The organism is Acaryochloris sp. IP29b_bin.137 (assembly GCF_028285745.1).
Taxonomy (GTDB): domain Bacteria; phylum Cyanobacteriota; class Cyanobacteriia; order Thermosynechococcales; family Thermosynechococcaceae; genus Acaryochloris.
On record NZ_JANQOP010000065.1, the window covers coordinates 1 to 19,880 of the forward strand.

Genomic DNA, 19,880 nt, shown 5'->3' on the forward strand with positions numbered 1-19,880 from the left:
CCAATTCAGCCGATTTCTCGTGCTAAAATTGGGTTTACCAGCAAGCAGCAGGTTGTGGGAAAACGCCATGTTTGAACGCTTTACAGAAAAAGCCATTAAGGTCATCATGCTGGCTCAAGAGGAAGCCCGCCGCTTGGGGCACAATTTTGTCGGCACAGAGCAAATTCTTTTAGGCCTCATTGGAGAAGGAACTGGCGTTGCCGCCAAAGTTTTGAAATCCATGGGGGTTAACCTTAAAGATGCTCGCGTTGAAGTAGAAAAAATTATCGGTCGCGGTTCTGGGTTTGTTGCGGTAGAGATTCCCTTCACCCCCAGGGCTAAGCGCGTTCTCGAGTTGTCCTTGGAAGAGGCCCGTCAACTGGGTCACAACTACATTGGCACAGAGCACCTGCTTTTAGGACTCATCCGCGAGGGTGAAGGGGTCGCCGCCCGTGTCCTAGAAAATCTTGGGGTTGATCTGGCTAAGGTCCGCACACAAGTCATTCGTATGTTGGGTGAAACGGCGGAAGTCTCTGCTGGCGGTGGCCAAGGGCGCACCAAAACGCCAACGCTGGATGAGTTTGGCGCGAATCTGACCAACCTTGCTTCCGAAGGTAAGCTGGATCCGGTGGTCGGCCGTCAAGAAGAAATTGAACGGGTGATTCAGATCCTCGGTCGTCGGACCAAGAATAATCCTGTGTTGATTGGTGAGCCGGGTGTGGGTAAAACTGCGATCGCAGAAGGTCTTGCGCAGCGGATTGCCAACGGGGATATTCCCGATATCCTGGAAGAAAAGCGTGTGGTTACCTTGGATATTGGCCTGCTGGTTGCCGGTACCAAATATCGAGGGGAGTTCGAAGAACGCCTCAAGAAAATCATGGATGAGATCCGTCAAGCCTCTAACGTGATTTTGGTAATTGACGAAGTTCATACCCTGATCGGCGCAGGAGCTGCCGAAGGGGCCATTGATGCCGCCAATATCCTCAAGCCTGCCTTGGCTCGGGGTGAACTGCAGTGCATCGGCGCTACCACCTTAGATGAGTACCGTAAGCATATTGAGCGGGATGCAGCCCTAGAACGTCGTTTCCAGCCGGTGATGGTGGGTGAGCCTTCTGTGGAAGAGACCATCGAGATTCTCTATGGCCTGCGCGAGCGCTATGAGCAGCACCATAAACTCGACATCTTAGATGAGTCCTTAGAAGCGGCAGCCAAGCTATCCGATCGCTATATTTCCGATCGCTATCTACCTGACAAGGCCATTGACCTGATTGATGAAGCTGGATCTAGAGTTCGGTTAATTAACTCTCAACTTCCCCCAGCGGCCAAAGAATTGGATAAGGAACTGCGCAAAGTCCTCAAAGATAAAGACGATGCCGTTCGCTCCCAGGACTTTGACAAAGCGGGTGAGCTGCGCGATCGCGAGATGGAAATCAAGTCCGAAATCAAAGCCATCGCTCAGAACAAAAAGTCGAGCGAGGAGAACAAGGACGATTCCCCCAAAGTCACGGAAGAAGATATTGCCCATATCGTCGCTTCCTGGACTGGGGTTCCCGTCAGTAAGCTCACAGAATCTGAGTCTGAGAAGCTGCTGCATATGGAAGATACCCTGCACCAGCGCTTAATTGGTCAGGATGAAGCCGTCCGCGCCATTTCCCGAGCGATTCGCCGGGCTCGCGTAGGTCTAAAGAATCCCAACCGTCCGATTGCGAGCTTTATTTTCTCTGGTCCAACTGGAGTTGGTAAGACTGAGCTGACCAAGGCTCTGGCCACCTACTTCTTTGGGTCCGAAGAAGCCATGATTCGCTTGGATATGTCCGAGTATATGGAGCGGCATACGGTTTCCAAGTTAATTGGCTCACCTCCTGGTTACGTGGGCTATAACGAAGGTGGACAGCTCACTGAGGCGGTTCGACGCCGTCCCTACACCGTGGTGCTCTTCGACGAAATCGAAAAGGCCCACCCGGACGTCTTCAATATGCTGCTGCAAATTTTGGAAGATGGGCGGTTGACCGACGCCAAAGGGCGAACGGTGGACTTCAAGAACACCCTGTTGATCATGACCTCTAATATCGGGTCGAAGGTGATTGAGAAGGGTGGCGGTGGCCTCGGCTTTGAATTTGCTGAGGACGAAGCCGATTCTCAATACAATCGCATTCGCTCCTTGGTCAATGAAGAACTGAAGGGCTATTTCCGACCGGAATTCTTAAATCGACTCGACGAAATCATCGTCTTCCGTCAGCTCACTAAGGATGAAGTGAAGGAAATTTCCGAGCTATTACTGAAGGAAGTCTTCAGTCGTTTGGAAGAGAAAAGCATCACCTTGAATATCACTGATCGCTTTAAGGAGCGATTGGTGGAAGAGGGCTACAATCCCAGTTATGGGGCTCGTCCCTTACGTCGAGCGATTATGCGTCTGCTCGAAGACACCTTGGCTGAAGAGATTCTCTCCGGTCGGGTGAAGGAAGGCGACACAGCCATTGTTGATGTCGATGAGGATCAGCAAGTTAAAATTGCCTCGGCTGAAAAACGGGAACTGCTGCCTCAAGCCGCAGAGTAATCGATTTTGCCTGCTAATGCTGGAAAAGGGAAATCCGAAAGGGTTTCTCTTTCTTGTAGCTAATAAGGGTTAAAACAATCTATGACTGCAGAAACAACAGTCCATAGCCACTCCCACCGCCATGATCATGATGCTTGTAATCATAGTCATGGCGTGATCGATCCAAGTGTGGCCAGTTCCGAGCGAGGCCTGTGGGCGGTTAAATGGTCGACGGCGGGACTGCTGATTACGGTCTTACTCCAGTTGGGAGCAGTCTATCTGTCCGGTAGTGTGGCCCTCCTCGCTGATTTACTCCACAATGTCGGCGATATTATTAGCGCCTTACCGCTGGGCATTGCCTTTTGGTTGGGAAGACTATCCCCAAATCGTCGATTTCAGTACGGCTATGGTCGGGTTGAAGATGTCGCTGGGGTGATGATTGTTCTGATTATTGCGGCTAGCGCCGTGGCTACGGGCTATGAATCCATTCAGCGATTTATTCATCCTCAAGTTTTAGAGCATTTAGGAGCCGTTGCGATCGCAGCCGGTATCGGCTTTATTGGCAATGAAGCTGTTGCCCTGTTCAGAATTCGAGTCGGTAACGAAATTGGCAGTGCAGCCTTAGTCGCCGACGGTTACCATGCCCGAGTCGATGGCCTGGTCAGCTTAGCAGTGGTCTTAAGCGCCTTAGGATTATGGTTAGGCTATCCTTGGGCTGATCCAGTCGTCGGATTAGGGATTACCTTTGCTCTGCTGCATATTGTTTGGGAGCCTGGACAGACGGTTTTAACCCGGTTACTAGATGGCGTTGAACCGGAGACTACGGATGAGTTGCAGCAAGCTTTGGAAGGCTATCACTATACAAACTTAAAAGCCCGGTGGATGGGGCACCAGCTTTATGTCCAAGTCTGTTTAGTCGTGGATCCAGAGGTATCCGTGGGGAAGGGGAATGCGATCTCAGACCAGCTTCGCCATCATCTCCAAACAGAGATTCCCTACGTCTCTAACGTCTGTATTGAAATGCAGACAAAGTCCTAACATTGAAGACCTGCACTTGACGCTCAAAAAATAATATAAGCTGCCAGGAATTGCCATGCCTAGGGCTTTAGCGATTATCAACGCCTTTGTGCTTCACGTTTTGCAACCTTTAGACACAAGAATTCAGCCTATTGAGTCAGGTGGTGTACAGTAATCTGCAAAGTCTGAATTCCTAGGAGTTGAGCATATGCATCTTAACCTGGCAATGATGATGGTCTGGCTATGTTTAGGTCTAAGTTTAGGGTGGTTAGGCTTACTGCTCGCCCTCAGTGCAGCCAACACGCTGCAAGAGATTCAACCTCAGCCAGCCAGAAAGAACCGATCTTTCTCATTGAAAATCAAACCCTTCTGGCAGGGGTGGTCAGATCAGATTCAGCTCCCTGTTCCTCAACAGAAGGCCAACAACTGGATCGGAAAGCTGATTTCAACTGAACAGGTGAATCTCGCACCATCCATCCTCCTGTCTTCTGATCATCCGCCGCTTGCCTGTGAATTGGAGATCAGATCCCTCTCCATCAGCTCTAACTGTTGCTTACTTCACACTAAACAAGGCGCGCCCCTACACGGGGGGGCGATTTCGACCCGGCTAACGCGACTCCGACGAATGGGAGTGCTGTTGTAAATGTTGCTTATTGGGAGGATTTGACATATTTCGTAATAATTTGTTAGGGTTGTTGGCGAAAAGCTCCAGGCAACGAGTCAATCAATATGCTCAACAAGTTCATTGTTCCCTTAACCCTTGCAGCATCTGTGTTTGTTCAGCCTGCTGCCCTGGCTCAAACTGCAACTTACTATAGCGACTACTACCAGGGTCGGCAAACGGCATCTGGCGAAATTTTTGATACCTGGAGTAACACTGCAGCTCACCCCAACCTACCGTTTGGCACTTGGGTTCAAGTTACCAATCTGAATAACGGCGCTTCAGTCAATGTGCGTATTAACGACCGATGTAGTTGCGGTATTGACCTAAGCAAAGCTGCTGCCCAACAAATTGGACTTCTCCAAAGCGGTGTAGCTCCAGTCTCTATCCAAGTTCTGCGTTAGTGGGTAAAGCCCTCAAACCCGGGTTAAGACCCTTTTGAGATACGTTTTCAGGAAAAGGTCACTCTAACTTTGGCTACTCACCCCTGGCCGTTGATACAGGGCTGCTTTGGAAGAATTCACCAAATACCTCGTAATCTTCTCTAAAGTCGTTAAGGATCTTGGCTCTCAGTTCTGAGTCGATACTACTAGTGGCAACAGCTTTGTACTCTCGTCCGCCATCTTGCTTCTTCGGCAGTCTGAGCGCTGGAAGCCCAATGCGATTGGGTAAATCCTTCAACTCTTTTACGCTAATCAGCACATCAAAGTAGGACGGATCGTGGCCAAGAAACTCAACCTGAGGATTAGTGTGATACCGAATACTTTTTGAGATCGCCCGATACATATCTAGATTTTCAACAAATTCTGGGAAGCTCGGACATCGCTTTAGATTCTTGGCTTGGAGTTGAAGTTGATGGCGTGCCAGATCGGAATGGTATAGGACTCGATTGCAGTAAGACGATACCAATCGTTCCAGCGGATCTCTGACGATCGCAAGCTTAACCCAGTCTGAAGCGAGCGGAATCGCTTTAAACGGTCGAGATGGGAAAATTCGATGAATGTGATAGATGTATCGGCATCCCACCTTTAGGGGGATAAATTCCATCCCTGTCCTCAGCGCATAAAATGCATATTTAAGAGAGGTACAGGCATTCTTTGGTACAGGCCAGTAGGCAATTTTGTGGCCTGGAACGAGGACTGGATACTCGACGAAGATACGGGCATCTTGGGGATGAATCATGGAGTAGTAACGGCTTGACGTCAATAAAGGATTAACCCCTTAGCTTTCAAAGAACGACTCCCACTGGCTGCCTGCAAAATACTGTTTGAGGCTAGCGTAGTTTGAGACAAGCTTTGAAAGGGGCTCTATATTTTGTTTCCGAAAGGAAGTTTGAGGCTGGCAAGGGGGCAAGCCCAGAAAATCAAAAATCTGGCCTGTGGCGGTATCCATATTCTCAACAATATCTTCGTAGTAAATATCTAGAATAGGATGCCCCCTCAAGCGATTGGCAAACTGGATCTCAGGATCTGTTGATGCCAAAAACTCCTTTTCCAAGGCCACTGTAGATAGCATGATCGGTTTTGATTTAACGAGAGGGGCCTGCGGTGAGGGCGTTTCCTTTTGGCTCCAAATTTCTTGTTGTTCTGCAATCGTTCTTGACACAATCATGCGTAATTTATTTTTACGCTTCAAATGGATGATCCGAATTGCTTTGTCCTGGATGATCCGATTCCAAAGCGCCTCGAATTGGTGCTTATCATCAAGGGGATGGTAGTAGAATAATTTGAACCCAACAGCCTTGATGGTCGAAGGCTGTTTTGAATAAACTGCGCCAAATCTCTGTTCAACGGTTTCGCCTCTCAATTTTGCAAACGCTTCATACTCAGCATGAATCAAGGGATGGGAGTTAAGTAGAGAAATCAGCAGGTTCGACCCCGTTCGGGAGCGGGTTAGAACCATAAATTTTTGGTATTCGTAATGACCAAAGGGCTTGGAAAGCTGATAGGTGAGGATGCTCAGCGCTTTGCTGGGGTCATGAACCGCTTTAGAGAGGGTTTGAAACATTTGTGGCTCCTATCGATATCGCTTTAGGGCAGTGAGTTGTGGGTAAGCGAGGGGGACGAACGTTTGGATGTAGCCTTGAGGTTGTTGGCGATGGCGGACCATGCTAGCTTGCGATTCATCTGCTCATCCAGTAGGAGCGGTCGAGGTGGGGCACCATCTACTCTCTGTTCGTTCTTGAGCCAGATATAGCGATCGCTCAGTCCCCAGGTGATCAATGCGATGACTGCTGGTTCCTGTAGCACAACTGATAAATACTCAGCATAGATCTTGGCTACCTGACGATCCCGCTGCTCAATGGCCCGAGGAAAAGCTCTGTCAGTGACATCCAACTCCGTAATCAAAATTTTGAGGCCCAGGGCGGACACCTCTCGTAAAAACGCTTTTAATTTGTTGGGATTGATTTGGGTCTTCCCACGCAGATGCCCCTGCATCCCCAGGGCATGAATCGGAACATTTTTCGCTTTGAGCCGCTGCAGAAGTGCTAAGGTCGCTGCTCGCTTCTTGTCGTTTTCATCAAAGTCCAAGGCCACTTCGTTGTATACCATCAGGGCATCTGGGTCGGCTGCCGCTGCTGCCCGGAAGGCCATCTCAATATAATCGGGTCCCAGCATTTGGAGCCAAGGGTTCTCCCGCAACCCATCTCGACGATTATGGATTGGGAAAACAACCTCGTTAACCACGTCCCAGGAGTGAACTCGACCTGCGTAGTGACCCACGACCGTTTCGATATGATGCAGCAAGTGATCGCGAGCGTTGAGGGCATTAACATGGCCCTCAAACCAGGGAGGAAAGCCTTTGTGCCAAACTAATGTGTGGCCACGAAAGGCCATCTGATATTGAACCGCAAAGTCAGCCAGCCAGTCCCCATCCTTAAAATTAAAATCATTGGGTGTCGGTCGCAGACGCTTCCACTTGAGTTCCACCTCCGGCGTTAGTAACCCGCATTCTTGTTTGAAATGTTTAGCAAAAATGGGATCTGAGGCGAGAAATCGCTTCTGGGTGGCTGCACCATAGAGAAGATTTTTCTGAGCTGCCAGTTTCCTCAGCGGTGGGGCGTCTCGGCTGGGCAGTGGAAGGGCTAAGGACTGCTGACGAGGCGACTGGGGAGAACGCCAACCCTCAACTCCGATCACAACTCCGGCTCCGGTCACTGCACCTAACCCTAGCACCAACTCTCTTCGCTTCATGGCATTATCCTGCTCGCTTGATCTGGGTTGGGCTCTTACCCATTGCAGAGGCGGGGTTAGAGGATGCCGAGCCAAGGGAGCGCTGCAAAAAGAGGTGAGCAAGGGGATAGCAGAAGACGGCCACCAGCGTGGTCAGCGATCGCCAATCGCGCCAAAAGATTGAGGCATCTTCCGCCAAACTGATATTAAGGTAATGCCGTGCTTCAGTAGGGGCGTTGCTGGTCAGGGCCAACCTGGCCAGATAGCGATAGAGATAGGCCTTCGCTCTAGGCAGCAGTGGACCCACCTTGTCTGGATTTCGTTGGTACGCCGCCCTAAGGACACGTTCATTACATGCCAGCATGCAGCTGACATTAAATGACAGCCCGGTCGGTCGGACTCGGTAGCACGCAAGGGGGGTAGAAACTCGGTGGAACTGCCAGGACTCTAACCCCGCAATCCGCAGCCAAAAATCAAGATCTTCCGTACTTTTGAGACTTTCATCAAACAGACCGATTTCGTACACTAAGCAACGCCGAAACAGCGCATTGGAGCCATGGCCCACAAAGTTTTTATACAGCAGTGCCTCTAAGGGGTCTGGGACAATGGGCTTACCGCTCAGACGCATCCAGGTGGGACGGCCATCATCTCGGATCACTTGGGATGCGCTGTAAACAACGCCAACCTGTGGCTGTTGCGCCAGGATGCGAGCGTGGGATGCCAGTTTATCAGGTTCGTAGCGATCGTCGCCATCCAGGAGAGCGATATAGTCGGACTGAGCAGCCAGAATACCGAGATTTCGGGCCGAGGACAATCCGCCATTCTCCTTCTGCAGGAGTTGAAAGCGAGCATCCCCTTGGCAAAATTCCCTGATGATGTCTGCGGTGTTGTCTGTGGAGCCATCATCGACAATCAGAGCCTCAAAATTCTCTAGACTTTGCTGCTGAAGTGACGTAAGGGCATCCTCGATGTACGCATCGATATTGTAGGCCGGGATAATAACAGTGACAGTCGGTTTGTCCATTGCTTAGATCTATTCAAAAGGGGCTTAAGAGGACAATTTCTCTGCTAAACAGTGATCCGATCAGGTCGCAGCGATCAGGGTTTGGATCAACTGCTCCGTTTGTTGACCCACTCGGTTCCAGTTGTAGTAGTCAAGAACCGACCGCCGTGCCTGATCGGATAGCCATTCGTACAACGATCGATCCCTTTGCAGATCTCTCAAGGTATGGGCTAAGCCCTGCACATCCCCCACGTCAACTTTGCGGCCGAACGGGGCGGCCACACGATCCAATTCAGGTAAATTGGTGTAAACCACCGGCAAACCGGAGGCGGCATAGTCAAATAGCTTGAGCGGTGAAAAGAAAAAGCCGTACTTGGTCCAGTCAATCGTGCGGTACAGGCTCAAGCCCACATGGGCAGAAGCGAAGTATTTGGGGACCTCTAGGTAGGGGACAGGGGGCACGAAATGGAGGTTAGTCGGTATTGCCCCCGAAAGCTGCCGGGGGGGAGCCCCCAGCACGATAAAGCAAATATCTGTCTCTTCTAAGCGGCGGGCACAGTTGAGCACTAAGTCAAAGTCATGCCAAACATAGTTTGTCGATCCAGCCCACAGGACCCGAAACTTGTTCTCCAGTCCCGGAAAGAGGGTCGGGTCCGACAGGGCTGGCGTAAACATCTCAGGGTCAGAACCATTGGGCACTAGCTCTGCGCTCTGGATGCCGATGTCTTGAGCGTACTCGACCAAGGGAGCAGACACACAGAGGGCTGCCTTGGCGCTGCGAGCTGCGAAGGCACGCAGGAAAAGACCTATGCGATCGCGCCACCGCATCGGATTAGGCAATACCTTTAGCTCATCTAGGGTGGAGTTGACTTCCCAAATAATGGGTTGCCCCGGTTTGACGAGACCGGGCACCAGCGATGCCACCTCCCACCCCACTCGGCCATCAATTCGGAGATAGAGCAAATCAGATTGACTTATCAGTGCCCTCAGTCCTGAGAGAGAGCGAGAGAAACAATCTGAAAACTGCGAGCCCTGTTCGTTGTCTAGGGCCAATAGCTGATGACCTTGGCGCGCCAAGTAGTGGGACAACTGGTAGGTATGCACCGAGCCACCCCTTTGGGGGGGCGTCGTATTCACCTTATGTAAGAAACCAATTTTCACAGGGATATCCCAAAAAACGGACTCATATTCAAAAACGCTAAGTTCGATGGATAACTTGGTACTCTTCGTAGGACGTTCCTAAAACACCAGAAATGATGCCAAAGCTGTGGGAAATATATTTCAGGTTTTTGAAAAAAATGTGCTTACCCCTTACGTAGGACAGCGGTACCAGCAACAATCCGCGCACAATCCGACGACCCCCTTTGAAAATAAACATCAAAAGTACGGCTACCGAAGGGTTGAGGTTCATCTCACACAGCGCCTCCGTATTGCCGCATCGATAGCCCCGCTGTAAAATCCATCGCAGGTTGGTTCGACTTTCAGGGATCCACTCATACACCAGGGCATCATCCGCCCAGACCAGTTTGTGGCCTAAGCCATATAGACGTCGAAATAGGTGCCAGTCAGACCCACCCGTCAGTGCCATCCGCTCATCGAAGACAAAGTCGAGCCGCCTAAGAATCTCTGCTTTTACCAAGGTATTGTTGGTCGCAGCCGCAGACAGCTCAAAACCAGATGGATGACGCGGGCGCTCAAAAAACTTGCCGTTCTGAATCCAGTCATGCACCCGATGGCTAAATTTAGGCAAAACCGGACCCACCACGGCATCTGCTTGATAGCTTTGCTGGGCCAGCAGGAGCCGTTCTAACCACATCGCATCTGGGACTTCATCGTCATCAATGAACGCAATAAAGTCGGTATCGTCACTGGCATTGGCTACTGATCGATTGCGGGCAAACGGTATCCCTCGTTGTTCTTCCACGTCGTAGCGGAGACAGCAGGGGAAATGACCGCCCATCTGTTGGATAATCGGTTGGGCAGACTGCTTAACATCATTATCAACAACAATGACCTCTAGGTTGGGCATTGGGATCTGCTTAAACTTCTGGTTGGCAATGCCTATAAGTAGACGTTTCAAGCCATCAGGCCGAAGAAAGGTAATAATGCAGATTGAGACTTTCATAGGGGTGAGAACGATAGCTAGACAGTGACACAAAATGTTTGGTTAAACCGGTCGAGGGCTTGACTCTTATAGATTTGCTCCAGACGTTCTGATTGCCGCTTGAGATCAAACAATTTGCAAACGCGCGCTCGGCCTTGATGGCTAAAGGACTGCCATAGGTCTACATCGGACAGCAGCCGGATCAGGTGGGCTGTCAGTTCTTTGACATTGCCTTCAGGGGCGAGAAGCCCCGTCTCGGCATGAGCCACGGCTTCCGGCACACCGCCACTAGCGAAACTGACGACAGGAAGGCCCACCGCCTGGGCCTCCGTAAATACCAGTCCAAATCCTTCAGTGTCTCCTGACGATGCTGTCAAACTGGGCACGCAAAACACCTTAGCTTTCTGCATCCAAGCTTTAACGGTGTGATGAGGTTGTGCTCCAAGAAAGGCGTAATGGCTCACCTTTGAGGCGGCTCGTTTCACTAACTGGGGCCGTAAGGGACCGTCTCCGATGACCACTAGCTCCAGCCCTGGGAAATGGGCCTGAAGATGACTCACTGCGTCAATGAGGTATTCACATCCCTTCTTCTCAACCAGTCGTCCCACGAATAAAACGATATTCTCTCTCCCCATCAGCGGTTTGAAGGTGAAGTAGTCCACATCAACGCCGATGTGATGAACCGTCAGTTTTTCTTCAGGGAACCCTTTGGCTATCAGTTCTCGGTGGATAAACTCTGAGACGGCGATAAAGAGACTGGCGCTCCGGGTGAGGGTTTCGCGACGCTGAAAATAAATTTTCTGGATAAAGTTAGACTCTGCAGACTCATCATGGGTTGTAATGTCGAAGCCGTGAAAAGTCACGATCAGCGGTAGGTTGAGCCGCCTTGCCAGGGGGAGAGCAATCGTCCCATCCTGGCCAAAGTGGGAATGAATCAGCGTTGGTTGAACCTGGCCTATCTGACGCACAAAGTTAGAGGGAAAACCGTGCCGTGCGGCGTTGCGCTCCTTAATTTTGCCGCACAGCCCTCCCTGACTAAGGACGAACGTGCGCTCGGTCGCCAGCGGGATATCATTCTTGGCCCTAAGGCCGACGTAGTAGGGAGTAAACTGCCTCAGCGCCTCCATCTGAGACTTGATGAAAGTCTCAGATAAGTTGAGCAGGGTATTTCTGTAGACGAGAATGTTTGGATGACTATCCATATGTGATCCTCCTCCACTTGACGTTCTCTGGATTCTTGAGGGTGCAGGAGATCGTTCGCAGCAAAACGTTGATGCGTCTCAAAGGCCTCATTCCCTTGAAATAGCGCTGAATCTCAAGCCAAGCCTGAGGGCTAGAGATGCCCGTTCTTGCATAGATTCCTAGCCCTCGAATAAAGAGACCATCTGCAAATTTCTCGAGACTCGGAAATCGGGAGCGAAGGGCCCAGGCCACTGAAACAGATACAGTCGCTTTCAGCTCTGCCTGATCCGCTCTGTTGGTATAGGCGTTGGATTCATGCAGACGCTGACAGGCGAGGGGGGTGGACTCGAAATATCCTTTGCTTAGGGCAAGGGCAGCAAACTTCAAGTAGTTATCACTGGTAATTTTAAGTTCGTCGGGCATCGGCAACATCTGTTCCAGCAAACGCCGAGAAAAGCACATGCCTGAAGTGGCGGTTGGGATGTAGGGCAGAGACTGAGCCGTCACAATCTGAGCTCGCAAGTCCCAAATTGCGGAGGAGATGCGCTGGTTTTGGTAGGGATGCGGACGGCCCTCAGGATCGATATAGGCTAGGGGATGAAAACACCAGTCAATTTCTGGAAATTGACGAAAGCACTGAACGATTTGGGACACCTTATCTTTTTGAAACAGATCATCAGCATCTAGGAAACAAACAATGTCGCCGGTACAGGCGGTGAAACCTGCGTTGAGTGCTGAAGCCTGCCCGGAGTTATCTTTAAACACCCCCTGAACTTGATGCCCAAAGCGCTCTATGGTGTCCCGTGAGTTATCTGATGAACCATCATCAACGACAACAACTTCAACAGTAGAGTAGGTCTGATGAATGGCACTCTTAATGCAGCTCGCCAAGTAAGCGTCATAGTTATAGTTGTTGATAATAATGCTAGCTTTCATGTCTTTCATGGCTAAATAGGTCTGTTTCCCGGGAACTAAACGAATATCTTTTCTGGCTGATGGCACTTCAGGTCCTGATCGATGTTCTCAACCGTCTCTGCGCTTCTCAGTCCTTTCTGTACTAGGAGAGAAACCCCGACAAAGACCGTCCATGCGAACTGAGGGCGAACCACCGTTGAGCTTTCTGTGAGATTGACCATAAACAACATCACTAGAAAGGCAATGGGAAAGATAGTTGAGAACGATTTTGTCTGTCTTAACAGCAGCAGAGACTGACAGAAGACCCGCAAGTAGAACAGTAAAAATATGACTGTTCCGACAATTCCAAGATCTAAGAGTAAATCTAGCGTTCCATTATGAGCATGAGGCGCTTGCCAACCAAATTCCTGCCAGACCATCTCAGCTCCTCCACCCTCTGTCCAGAAAGCTCCGTAACCATGTCCGAAAAGGGGGCGATCGCGAACGGATAGGAGAATCTCATGCCAGAGTTCGGTGCGACCCGACAGGGTAGAATCTTTGCCAAGACTACTTAGAATTTGATCAAAGTTATCGAAGAAAATGGTAGCGCCACTGCCAGCACAAAAGACAGAAATGCACAGAATCGTGATCATCCAACTGTATTCGAGCCTCATTGCTCGGAATAAGGGAATCAACAAGAACATCGTTATCAAGATCACCAACGCTGTTTTGGAGTCAGAAAATAATAAGGTGAGTGCGAGTATGCTTAGACAGAGATACTTGAACAGATACAGTTTTTGTCTGACTGGGGTGAAGTAGAGGCAAAGTGCCCCTAAGACCATACTTCGACCCAAATAGTTTTTGTGGCTGTAAATTCCCCGCCACGAACCAGCATGCTTGATATCTTCTCCGCTCAAGATAAAGCCCCTACCCATTACGCCATATTGAGGCAGCACTAGAGCAAAAATTAGGCTGAGGAGACCACTGATGATAAATGCTATGGACAGAAGAGAGAGATACTCTCTGAAGTTGAATCGGATGCCAAGATAAAGCCCCAGAAGTGTACAGCGAATAAGGGGTAAACACTGCTGTGTCGAAAGACCGGGCGCATCTGACCAAACAATCGAAGTCACGACGAAGCTAATCACAACCAATACGGGCCAGAGTCTTTTGAGGGCTGGAACAATTTTTCTCCAATGGATCGACAGCAGCAGTACCGTCAAGAGAGTGACGGCATGGTACATAAGCTTTTCGATAGTTGTAGCAACCTCATAGTCAAATTTGGTCAGGAAGAACACTGAGCTTGAATAGAAGACCAGCGCAAATACAGAGAAGGATTTTTCGAAGAAGGAAAAGTATCGATCGGTTCTGTGGGCCTGTCTTTTATCCATTCGCCCCTTCCTCCCCGATGTTCAGGACTCGCTGGCGCTGACTGTAAAAAATTGCGATCGCCCACAGTATCACCATCAGGAGTCCATCGGAGACCAGGCTGGAGGCGATCGCCCCTTGCCATGAATACAGGGGAATTAAAATCAGATTGCCGCAGAAGTTAAATATGGCAATAAAAACCTGAACTGTACTCCGTAGGCTTTGCAACCCAGCCCCAGACAGGGCATTGGCGGCGAAATAGTGCATGGATTTGAAGAAGGGAAGGGGGGCTAACCAGCAGAGCACTTGAGCAGACTCCGCATAGTTGCTGCCAAAGACCAAGGGGAGAAGGGGAGACAGCAGAATCAAAACGATGCCCGCGATTAGGCCATAGGCCGCTGCCAGTGGGGTGAGACGCTTTGCATAGGTGAGGGAGCCGTTAATTCCAGATGCCCCATGTCGAAAAAACTGGGCGTAGGAAGCGGACAATAGAGAGCGAATTGGAATAAAGGCAACATCAATGATCCGATAGGCTGCGGCATAGACCCCAGCGGAACTGAGGGTCGAGAGACGAGCCAGCATCGTTTTATCAACATTGTTATAAATGGTCTGAGCGGAGAGACCCGTTGAGTAGCAGAACCCTTCAAACAGCTCTGGCCGAATTCGCTCGGGTGCTGGTTTAGGAGAGCCGATATCAATCTGAACCCATAACATAGCAACAGCAGCGGCCGTGATCGTCCCGATTAGGTACAGGAAGGTCCACCCCACTGCATCGGGCTCTGGGAAGAGATTGACCATCAAAATTGCGGCCATCACCCGGGTAATCCCCGGCAGAATTTTAAGCTGGGCTGTTTTGCTCAGCTTGTGAATGGCCTGAAATGCATGGCCCGCTATTTCTAGCAGCCTTAAGCAGATAAAATCTGCGATCGCAGCAAAGAACACCAACGCTATCGGGATATTACGAGGTAGCAATAATGGCGAGATCAAGCAAATAAAAGCCGTAAAAACCGTTCCAGTCATGCCGATAATCAGGAGGGAATTTCCCCAATATTGATTGAACAGGGCTGGGTTTCTGGAAACGTTCTTAACGATCAGGCTACCGCTACCGAGGCTGACAAACGGCGCGAAGATCGCAATCAGAGAGGTTGCCCCAACAAAGGCTCCATACTGGTCAGGACCGAGGGCCCGCGCAATAATGACGAAGTACACTGCCTGCAAGACAATGCCAACCCCCTGCCCCATCAGCATCCACAGCGTATTCTTAGCCAGCTGATTGGGGTTACGAATACGACTGGTTAACCCAGCCGCGCGATTGAGAAGAGTCATGCGCATGAAATAAATGCTTACCCACAGCCACAGCACAGACAGCCCATAGAGCTGGCATCAACAAGAGGGAGAGGCCCAAATACAGTTGTCATACAGTTTGTGTATGTTTTTTGGGTTGCGGGCGTTTCTCTTGCATAGAGACGGGGCTCCGATAGTAATATTTGTCGTCATAGTGAAAATAGCTATGGGGTTCATCTTTAAGGGTGACGCCATTCGCCACGATTCCCAAAATGGCAAGATTAATCTGTTCCAGTAGTTCCTTGGCTGCGATGGCGCTGGAACGCCTCAGAACTCTGGGGCGGACGGTCAGGATGACGCCATCCGCCATTTTGCAAAGCGAGCGAGACTCACTGGTGGCTAGTAACGGCGGCGTATCAATGAGCACATAGTCATAGGTTTGAGCAAACCGTTCCACCAATGCACTCATTCGCTCAGAGTCAAGGAGGGCACTGGGTTCAGGGGGGATTGCACCTGCCGTCAACACATGCAAATTATCCAACTCTTTCTTGATAGCAATCCTTAAATCAACGCTATCGATAATCAAGTCACTTAGACCGGCTAGATTTGAAGACTCCCAAATTAAGTGCTGGGTCGGATGTCGCAGATCGGCATCAATAATCAGTACCCGGTGACCCTGTTGGGCCATTGAAGTGGCCAGATTAGCGACTGTTGTCGATTTCCCCTCGCCCGCGATGCTGCTAGTGACGACCAGCGTTTTCAGCCTCAAATCCGTATGCATAAATCGAAGATTCGATTGCAACATCCGATAGGCCTCACCGACAGGATAGTGAGGCAGCATATTCACGGGGGAGCGCAGATCATGGGGGTCAATATTGCTGCAAAGCAAGGCAGAACTACCGCCTTTCTCGACCAGGGGGATAACCCCCAGCAGCGTGCTATTGAAGAGGGTTTTTGCCTCTTGAACCGTCTTGACCGATTGGTCTCGCAACTCAAGCAGCAGGACAACCCCGATTGCTGCCATTCCGCCCAGTAGAATCCCCAGAATGATTTTGAGCGCAATGGGTTTTAAGAGGAACTTATCAGAAGCCTTGGCATACTCGATAATGCGGCCGTTACTACCTTGCTGATTCGCTGTGACCTGAATTTCTTGTTGCTTTTTGAGTAGCGTGGCGTAAGTTGCCTGTGCCGCTTCGATACGCCTTTGCAACTCTCGTTGCGTTTTTTGCAGGCGAGGCAGATTTTGGAGCTTTTGCTCATAATGCTGGCGTTCGGCCTCAAGGGATCGCGATTGGCGTTCAAGTTCAACCTTGATAGCCTGGATTTTGACTAATTCGCTCAAAAGATCTTGTCGTACCCCTTTCACCTGTGTTTGAACAGCCGTTACCGAACGCTGGACTCCTGAAACTTGTGCTGCTCTGGTATCTAGCAACGCTCCTAGTTTCGCCACTTGTTCTTTTAAATCAAGTACTTTGGGGTGTAACTCCTCATAGTGATTTCTGGCTAAGAGAAGCTGCTTTTCAGCAACCTGAAGCGCCTCAGCCACATCTGAAACCCCAGGTGACTGGCTAAGCGCATCAACCGTCACTGCCTGCTCGGCCGTAAAACCCGACTGCTGCTGGAGCGTTGCATAGCGGGCTTGAGCCTTATTCAGTTCAATCCGGGTCGCGCTGGATTTTCGCTGGATTTCATCTAAGCCTTCGGTAAGGAGTTTGGCTTCGGTATCAGCATTAACCAGCTTATTGGCTTCCTGAAAACGGCGCAGTGATTCCTCAGCCTGGCGGACGGCCAATGCCATTTGAGGGAGTTGCTGAGAGACAAATTGCCTCAGTTCATTGGCTTTCTGTCGATCCGCCACAATGGCATTTTGCAGGTAGATAGCCATTAGCCGGTTGACAAAATCAGCAGCCTCATCTGGGCTGTCGCTGGTAAAGGAGATTTTGAGGAGATCTGTGCCTCGAACCTTCTCAATTTTGAGTCTCTTCTTGACCAGGTTCTCCGGCTTTAATAAAACACCGTCATCGTCCCTTAAATCCATAACATTAACGACCTGCTGAACGATGGGAATGGACCGCACAATCTCAACTTCAGTTGCCATCGGATCATTGCCGCCGATCGCGGTTAACTCTCCAATCTCCGTCTCAACCAGCGATGCGGTAGATTTCTCTCGTTCCAAAAGGATTTTCCCACTGGACTCATAGGTCACGCCTTTCACGTAAGTGTAAGCCCCTACCAGTCCGGTAACCAAGGTAAATGCCAGCACTGCAAAGGGCCAGCGCCTGAAGAAGATCAAACGAAGGTTCCGCAAATCATTCAGGAAACTCTGCAAATCGGAAGTCTTTGATTTCATAAACGACTAGATAATCCGGTGTGTACGATTAGACAGTGGACAAAAAACGTAAGGATTACATCGGTTTTGGGGTCTGAACCCTTGACCTTATGACCTTAGAGAATTGAAATAGACTGATACTTGGCGAGGGCGACCTGCAATGCAAACGCAGGATTTCCGAGAAGGTATCGGGCTAACAACCGTTTAGGCTCTCGCGAAAGCCGATATAGCCACTCGAGGCCGTTATTGGATAGCAATGTTGGGCAATCCTCAACCGCACCTGCTAAACGATCAATCACTGCACCGCCCAGTAATATCGCATTTACATTTAAAAGCTCTAAATATTGATGAATCCAATACTCTTGCCTCGGCATGCCCATACCAACCACTAAGATATTGGGGTTCGTGCGATTAATCTGATGAATAACAGCTTTGTTTTGGTGGGAACTATCGATATCGAAATAGCCATGGTGCCCTGACAACTCAATACCTGGATACTTTAAATAGGTGTTCGTCAGAGCTGCCTGGAGGGCTTCTGGTTTAGCTCCAAGTAGGAACATTGACAGATTATTCTCATGGCAATGTCTGAGTAACTCTGGCATCAAAGTTGAATAGGAAACCCGATACTCCTTCGGTAGCTGATAACCCATAAACCTCAACGCATAGAGAACTCCAAGGCCATCACAGTGAGTAATCTCAGATTTTTGCAAGAAATCATAGAACCAGGGGAATTGGACTGACAAATTGAAACTATTGATGTTGTAGTTTGCAACGACTATTCTCTGGCCTAACTGACAAGCTTTATTTACTCGACTCACAAGAGTTTTGACAGTCATACAGGTTAATTTTCTGCTAAGCAAATTTGCTTCTACAACAGGTGGAAGCTCACCTCTAAAACTATCAATAAATGCCATAATGGCTCTTTCCTCACTTAAGGTTCAACGCCTAGCTCTTTTAATCCTAATTATTTTCAGAGAACAAAAAAGTACGCGATCAAATATCAAACAAATGACTTGTTGACATGCTTGATATAGTCACAAGAATTAACTAGAAGCATTCAAGTTGATTCTTGTGAAATAGTTGTGAAATAGTTGTGAAATAGTTGTGAAATAGTTTTCTGGAAATAAATTAAATCTTGGAAAAGTTGACTCTTGCAAAAACAGAACAATGTTTATGATTCAGTAATTGGCAATGAATTCTGACGATTTTCAATACCCTAATAGCCACAGCGTGAACTTTCTGTAGGCCCAACTCTGAAATGATGAACTTCCCCAAGTTCTGATGCACAGGAGTAATGACGCCTAGGCATAGAGATAGAGGCATGAACTATCTGCTATAACGTAATATTTGAGACTAAGCTATTCAGAATACTTCAGACAAGCTAGCAATATGCTTTGTGCTTAAACCTCGCTGGAACAGCATGAATCTTAAATAGCCAAAGTCAAGGTGACGATGCATTTATGACTACTGTATTCCTACACACAAAAGCTAGAAGCTGAATTTAGCTTAGCGTATGTTAATTCTTCCCCCCTGTCAATTTATCGAGTCTAACTGCCTTTAAGTAATGGCATCTTTCGGTGCCCTTTCGACACCAAAGATACTAAGGCATAGGCGCATTATTGTATGTATATAAAACTACTAAACCTCATCTCTATAAAGAAGCAGAGCCAGTACAGAAATAATCTTTTATTTTCTATAGAATAATAGAATTAATATTCTCTAATGAGAAGAGATTGATAGGATTCAAAAATAGAGCGGTTAAGGTTTCAATTTCAATGTAAAGTAAACTACAAATTGATGGCGAGTTGAATTTACTTCTCTCCCAAATTCTGAGAGTTTGTTGTTAAGTGATCTAGAACTATCCTCTGAGTTTATTGATGGCGTTAATGAGCGTTTTTCCTTCTGCCATAAGAGATATGGCTACTGCCCTTGGCATTGTCAACTTAACTGATATGGCACCGTACCCAAGACTATGCCACGCTTAGGGGATGAGCATTTCCTACAAAAGACACCGTTTCCCTGCCGAGATCATCTCCTACTGCGTCTGGTTGTACTACACCTTCCCCCTCAGCTTCCGAGATATCCAGAAAATGATGTTGTATCGAGGCATTGAGGTTACCTATGAAGCCATTCGTAAGTGGTGCCGCAAATTTGCTCAAGCTTATGCCAATCATATTCGTCGTCATCGCCCCAAACCTGCGGATAAGTAGCATCTCGATGAAGTTGTTATCAAGATTAAGGGGAAGAAATACAGGGCGACCGCACATAGAAGTTAACAAAGTAGTCGAATAGGCAGAGGTGGAGGATAATGCCTCAAAAGCAACGCTCAGCAAGCCATGAAATCCTCTCC

At 49.1% G+C, this 19,880-nt stretch carries 16 protein-coding genes and 1 pseudogene; 5 read left to right on the forward strand and 12 right to left on the reverse strand.

The genetic code is table 11. The features are described 5' to 3' along the window. The first annotated feature begins 67 nt into the window (after positions 1–67). The 4 genes from Q0991_RS04935 (at position 68) to Q0991_RS04950 (ending at position 4,597) form a co-directional block, all read left to right on the forward strand. Entirely contained in the window at positions 68–2,536 is a 2,469-nt protein-coding gene (locus tag Q0991_RS04935) for an ATP-dependent Clp protease ATP-binding subunit (protein ID WP_299486045.1), read from the forward strand. Between the two features lie 81 nt (positions 2,537–2,617). Next, positions 2,618–3,553 carry a cation diffusion facilitator family transporter gene (locus Q0991_RS04940; protein WP_299486046.1) on the forward strand — a complete coding sequence of 312 codons (936 nt, stop codon included), beginning with the start codon at positions 2,618–2,620 and terminating at the stop codon, positions 3,551–3,553. A gap of 187 nt (positions 3,554–3,740) precedes the next feature. After that, positions 3,741–4,175 carry a hypothetical protein gene (locus Q0991_RS04945; RefSeq protein ID WP_299486048.1) on the forward strand — a complete coding sequence of 145 codons (435 nt, stop codon included), beginning with the start codon at positions 3,741–3,743 and terminating at the stop codon, positions 4,173–4,175. Between the two features lie 86 nt (positions 4,176–4,261). Next, entirely contained in the window at positions 4,262–4,597 is a 336-nt protein-coding gene (locus tag Q0991_RS04950; protein ID WP_299486050.1) for a septal ring lytic transglycosylase RlpA family protein, read from the forward strand. A gap of 73 nt (positions 4,598–4,670) precedes the next feature. On the opposite strand, the gene Q0991_RS04955 is transcribed toward Q0991_RS04950, so the two are convergent. The 12 genes from Q0991_RS04955 to Q0991_RS05010 all read right to left on the reverse strand — a co-directional run bounded on the left by Q0991_RS04955 (position 4,671) and on the right by Q0991_RS05010 (position 18,366). Further along, the gene (locus Q0991_RS04955) at positions 4,671–5,375 is read right to left on the reverse strand and encodes a sulfotransferase family 2 domain-containing protein (protein WP_299486052.1); all 705 of its coding nucleotides are present in this window, start codon (positions 5,373–5,375) and stop codon (positions 4,671–4,673) included. A 39-nt stretch (positions 5,376–5,414) separates the two neighbouring features. After that, a complete protein-coding gene (locus Q0991_RS04960) occupies positions 5,415–6,200 on the reverse strand; it encodes a Stf0 family sulfotransferase (RefSeq protein WP_299486054.1) in 786 nt (261 codons plus the stop codon). Positions 6,201–6,223: 23 nt separating this feature from the next. Next, positions 6,224–7,387, reverse strand: a complete 1,164-nt coding sequence (locus Q0991_RS04965) for an endo-1,4-beta-xylanase (protein ID WP_299486056.1) — start codon at positions 7,385–7,387, stop codon at positions 6,224–6,226. Positions 7,388–7,391: 4 nt separating this feature from the next. Next, positions 7,392–8,390 (reverse strand): glycosyltransferase, encoded by a 999-nt coding sequence (locus Q0991_RS04970; protein ID WP_299486058.1) that lies wholly within the window; start codon positions 8,388–8,390, stop codon positions 7,392–7,394. A gap of 60 nt (positions 8,391–8,450) precedes the next feature. Further along, positions 8,451–9,530, reverse strand: coding sequence for a glycosyltransferase (locus Q0991_RS04975; protein WP_299486060.1), 1,080 nt, complete (start codon positions 9,528–9,530; stop codon positions 8,451–8,453). A gap of 37 nt (positions 9,531–9,567) precedes the next feature. Then, entirely contained in the window at positions 9,568–10,494 is a 927-nt protein-coding gene (locus Q0991_RS04980; protein ID WP_299486062.1) for a glycosyltransferase, read from the reverse strand. Between the two features lie 17 nt (positions 10,495–10,511). After that, positions 10,512–11,675: a glycosyltransferase gene (locus Q0991_RS04985; protein ID WP_299486064.1), complete on the reverse strand. Its 1,164-nt coding sequence runs from the start codon at positions 11,673–11,675 to the stop codon at positions 10,512–10,514. Then, positions 11,668–12,657: a glycosyltransferase gene (locus tag Q0991_RS04990; RefSeq protein WP_299486065.1), complete on the reverse strand. Its 990-nt coding sequence runs from the start codon at positions 12,655–12,657 to the stop codon at positions 11,668–11,670. The genes Q0991_RS04985 and Q0991_RS04990 overlap by 8 nt, the downstream gene beginning before the upstream one ends. Beyond that, the gene (locus tag Q0991_RS04995) at positions 12,627–13,940 is read right to left on the reverse strand and encodes an O-antigen ligase (RefSeq protein ID WP_299486067.1); all 1,314 of its coding nucleotides are present in this window, start codon (positions 13,938–13,940) and stop codon (positions 12,627–12,629) included. Before Q0991_RS04995 ends, Q0991_RS04990 begins: the two co-directional genes overlap by 31 nt. Then, on the reverse strand, positions 13,933–15,249 hold the full coding sequence (locus Q0991_RS05000; RefSeq protein ID WP_299486069.1) for an oligosaccharide flippase family protein: 1,317 nt from the start codon (positions 15,247–15,249) through the stop codon (positions 13,933–13,935). The genes Q0991_RS04995 and Q0991_RS05000 overlap by 8 nt, the downstream gene beginning before the upstream one ends. 82 nt (positions 15,250–15,331) lie before the next feature. Further along, positions 15,332–17,551: a polysaccharide biosynthesis tyrosine autokinase gene (locus tag Q0991_RS05005; protein ID WP_299486071.1), complete on the reverse strand. Its 2,220-nt coding sequence runs from the start codon at positions 17,549–17,551 to the stop codon at positions 15,332–15,334. Positions 17,552–17,646: 95 nt separating this feature from the next. Then, entirely contained in the window at positions 17,647–18,366 is a 720-nt protein-coding gene (locus Q0991_RS05010; protein ID WP_299486073.1) for a WecB/TagA/CpsF family glycosyltransferase, read from the reverse strand. Between the two features lie 1,152 nt (positions 18,367–19,518). Here Q0991_RS05010 and Q0991_RS25070 point away from each other — a divergent pair. Continuing rightward, positions 19,519–19,737, forward strand: a pseudogene (locus Q0991_RS25070) (IS6 family transposase); the annotation flags it as partial. Positions 19,738–19,880: the final 143 nt, after the last annotated feature.

Bases quoted from the DNA above. Each gene is read 5' to 3' on its own strand.
- Q0991_RS04935 (WP_299486045.1), top strand. From the start codon at position 68: ATGTTTGAACGCTTTACAGAAAAAGCCATTAAGGTCATCATGCTGGCT.
- Q0991_RS04940 (WP_299486046.1), top strand. From the start codon at position 2,618: ATGACTGCAGAAACAACAGTCCATAGCCACTCCCACCGCCATGATCAT.
- Q0991_RS05010 (WP_299486073.1), bottom strand. From the start codon at position 18,366: ATGACTGTCAAAACTCTTGTGAGTCGAGTAAATAAAGCTTGTCAGTTA.
- Q0991_RS04950 (WP_299486050.1), top strand. From the start codon at position 4,262: ATGCTCAACAAGTTCATTGTTCCCTTAACCCTTGCAGCATCTGTGTTT.
- Q0991_RS05000 (WP_299486069.1), bottom strand. From the start codon at position 15,249: ATGCGCATGACTCTTCTCAATCGCGCGGCTGGGTTAACCAGTCGTATT.
- Q0991_RS04980 (WP_299486062.1), bottom strand. From the start codon at position 10,494: ATGAAAGTCTCAATCTGCATTATTACCTTTCTTCGGCCTGATGGCTTG.
- Q0991_RS04995 (WP_299486067.1), bottom strand. From the start codon at position 13,940: ATGGATAAAAGACAGGCCCACAGAACCGATCGATACTTTTCCTTCTTC.
- Q0991_RS05005 (WP_299486071.1), bottom strand. From the start codon at position 17,551: ATGAAATCAAAGACTTCCGATTTGCAGAGTTTCCTGAATGATTTGCGG.
- Q0991_RS04960 (WP_299486054.1), bottom strand. From the start codon at position 6,200: ATGTTTCAAACCCTCTCTAAAGCGGTTCATGACCCCAGCAAAGCGCTG.
- Q0991_RS04965 (WP_299486056.1), bottom strand. From the start codon at position 7,387: ATGAAGCGAAGAGAGTTGGTGCTAGGGTTAGGTGCAGTGACCGGAGCC.
- Q0991_RS04955 (WP_299486052.1), bottom strand. From the start codon at position 5,375: ATGATTCATCCCCAAGATGCCCGTATCTTCGTCGAGTATCCAGTCCTC.
- Q0991_RS04945 (WP_299486048.1), top strand. From the start codon at position 3,741: ATGCATCTTAACCTGGCAATGATGATGGTCTGGCTATGTTTAGGTCTA.
- Q0991_RS04985 (WP_299486064.1), bottom strand. From the start codon at position 11,675: ATGGATAGTCATCCAAACATTCTCGTCTACAGAAATACCCTGCTCAAC.
- Q0991_RS04970 (WP_299486058.1), bottom strand. From the start codon at position 8,390: ATGGACAAACCGACTGTCACTGTTATTATCCCGGCCTACAATATCGAT.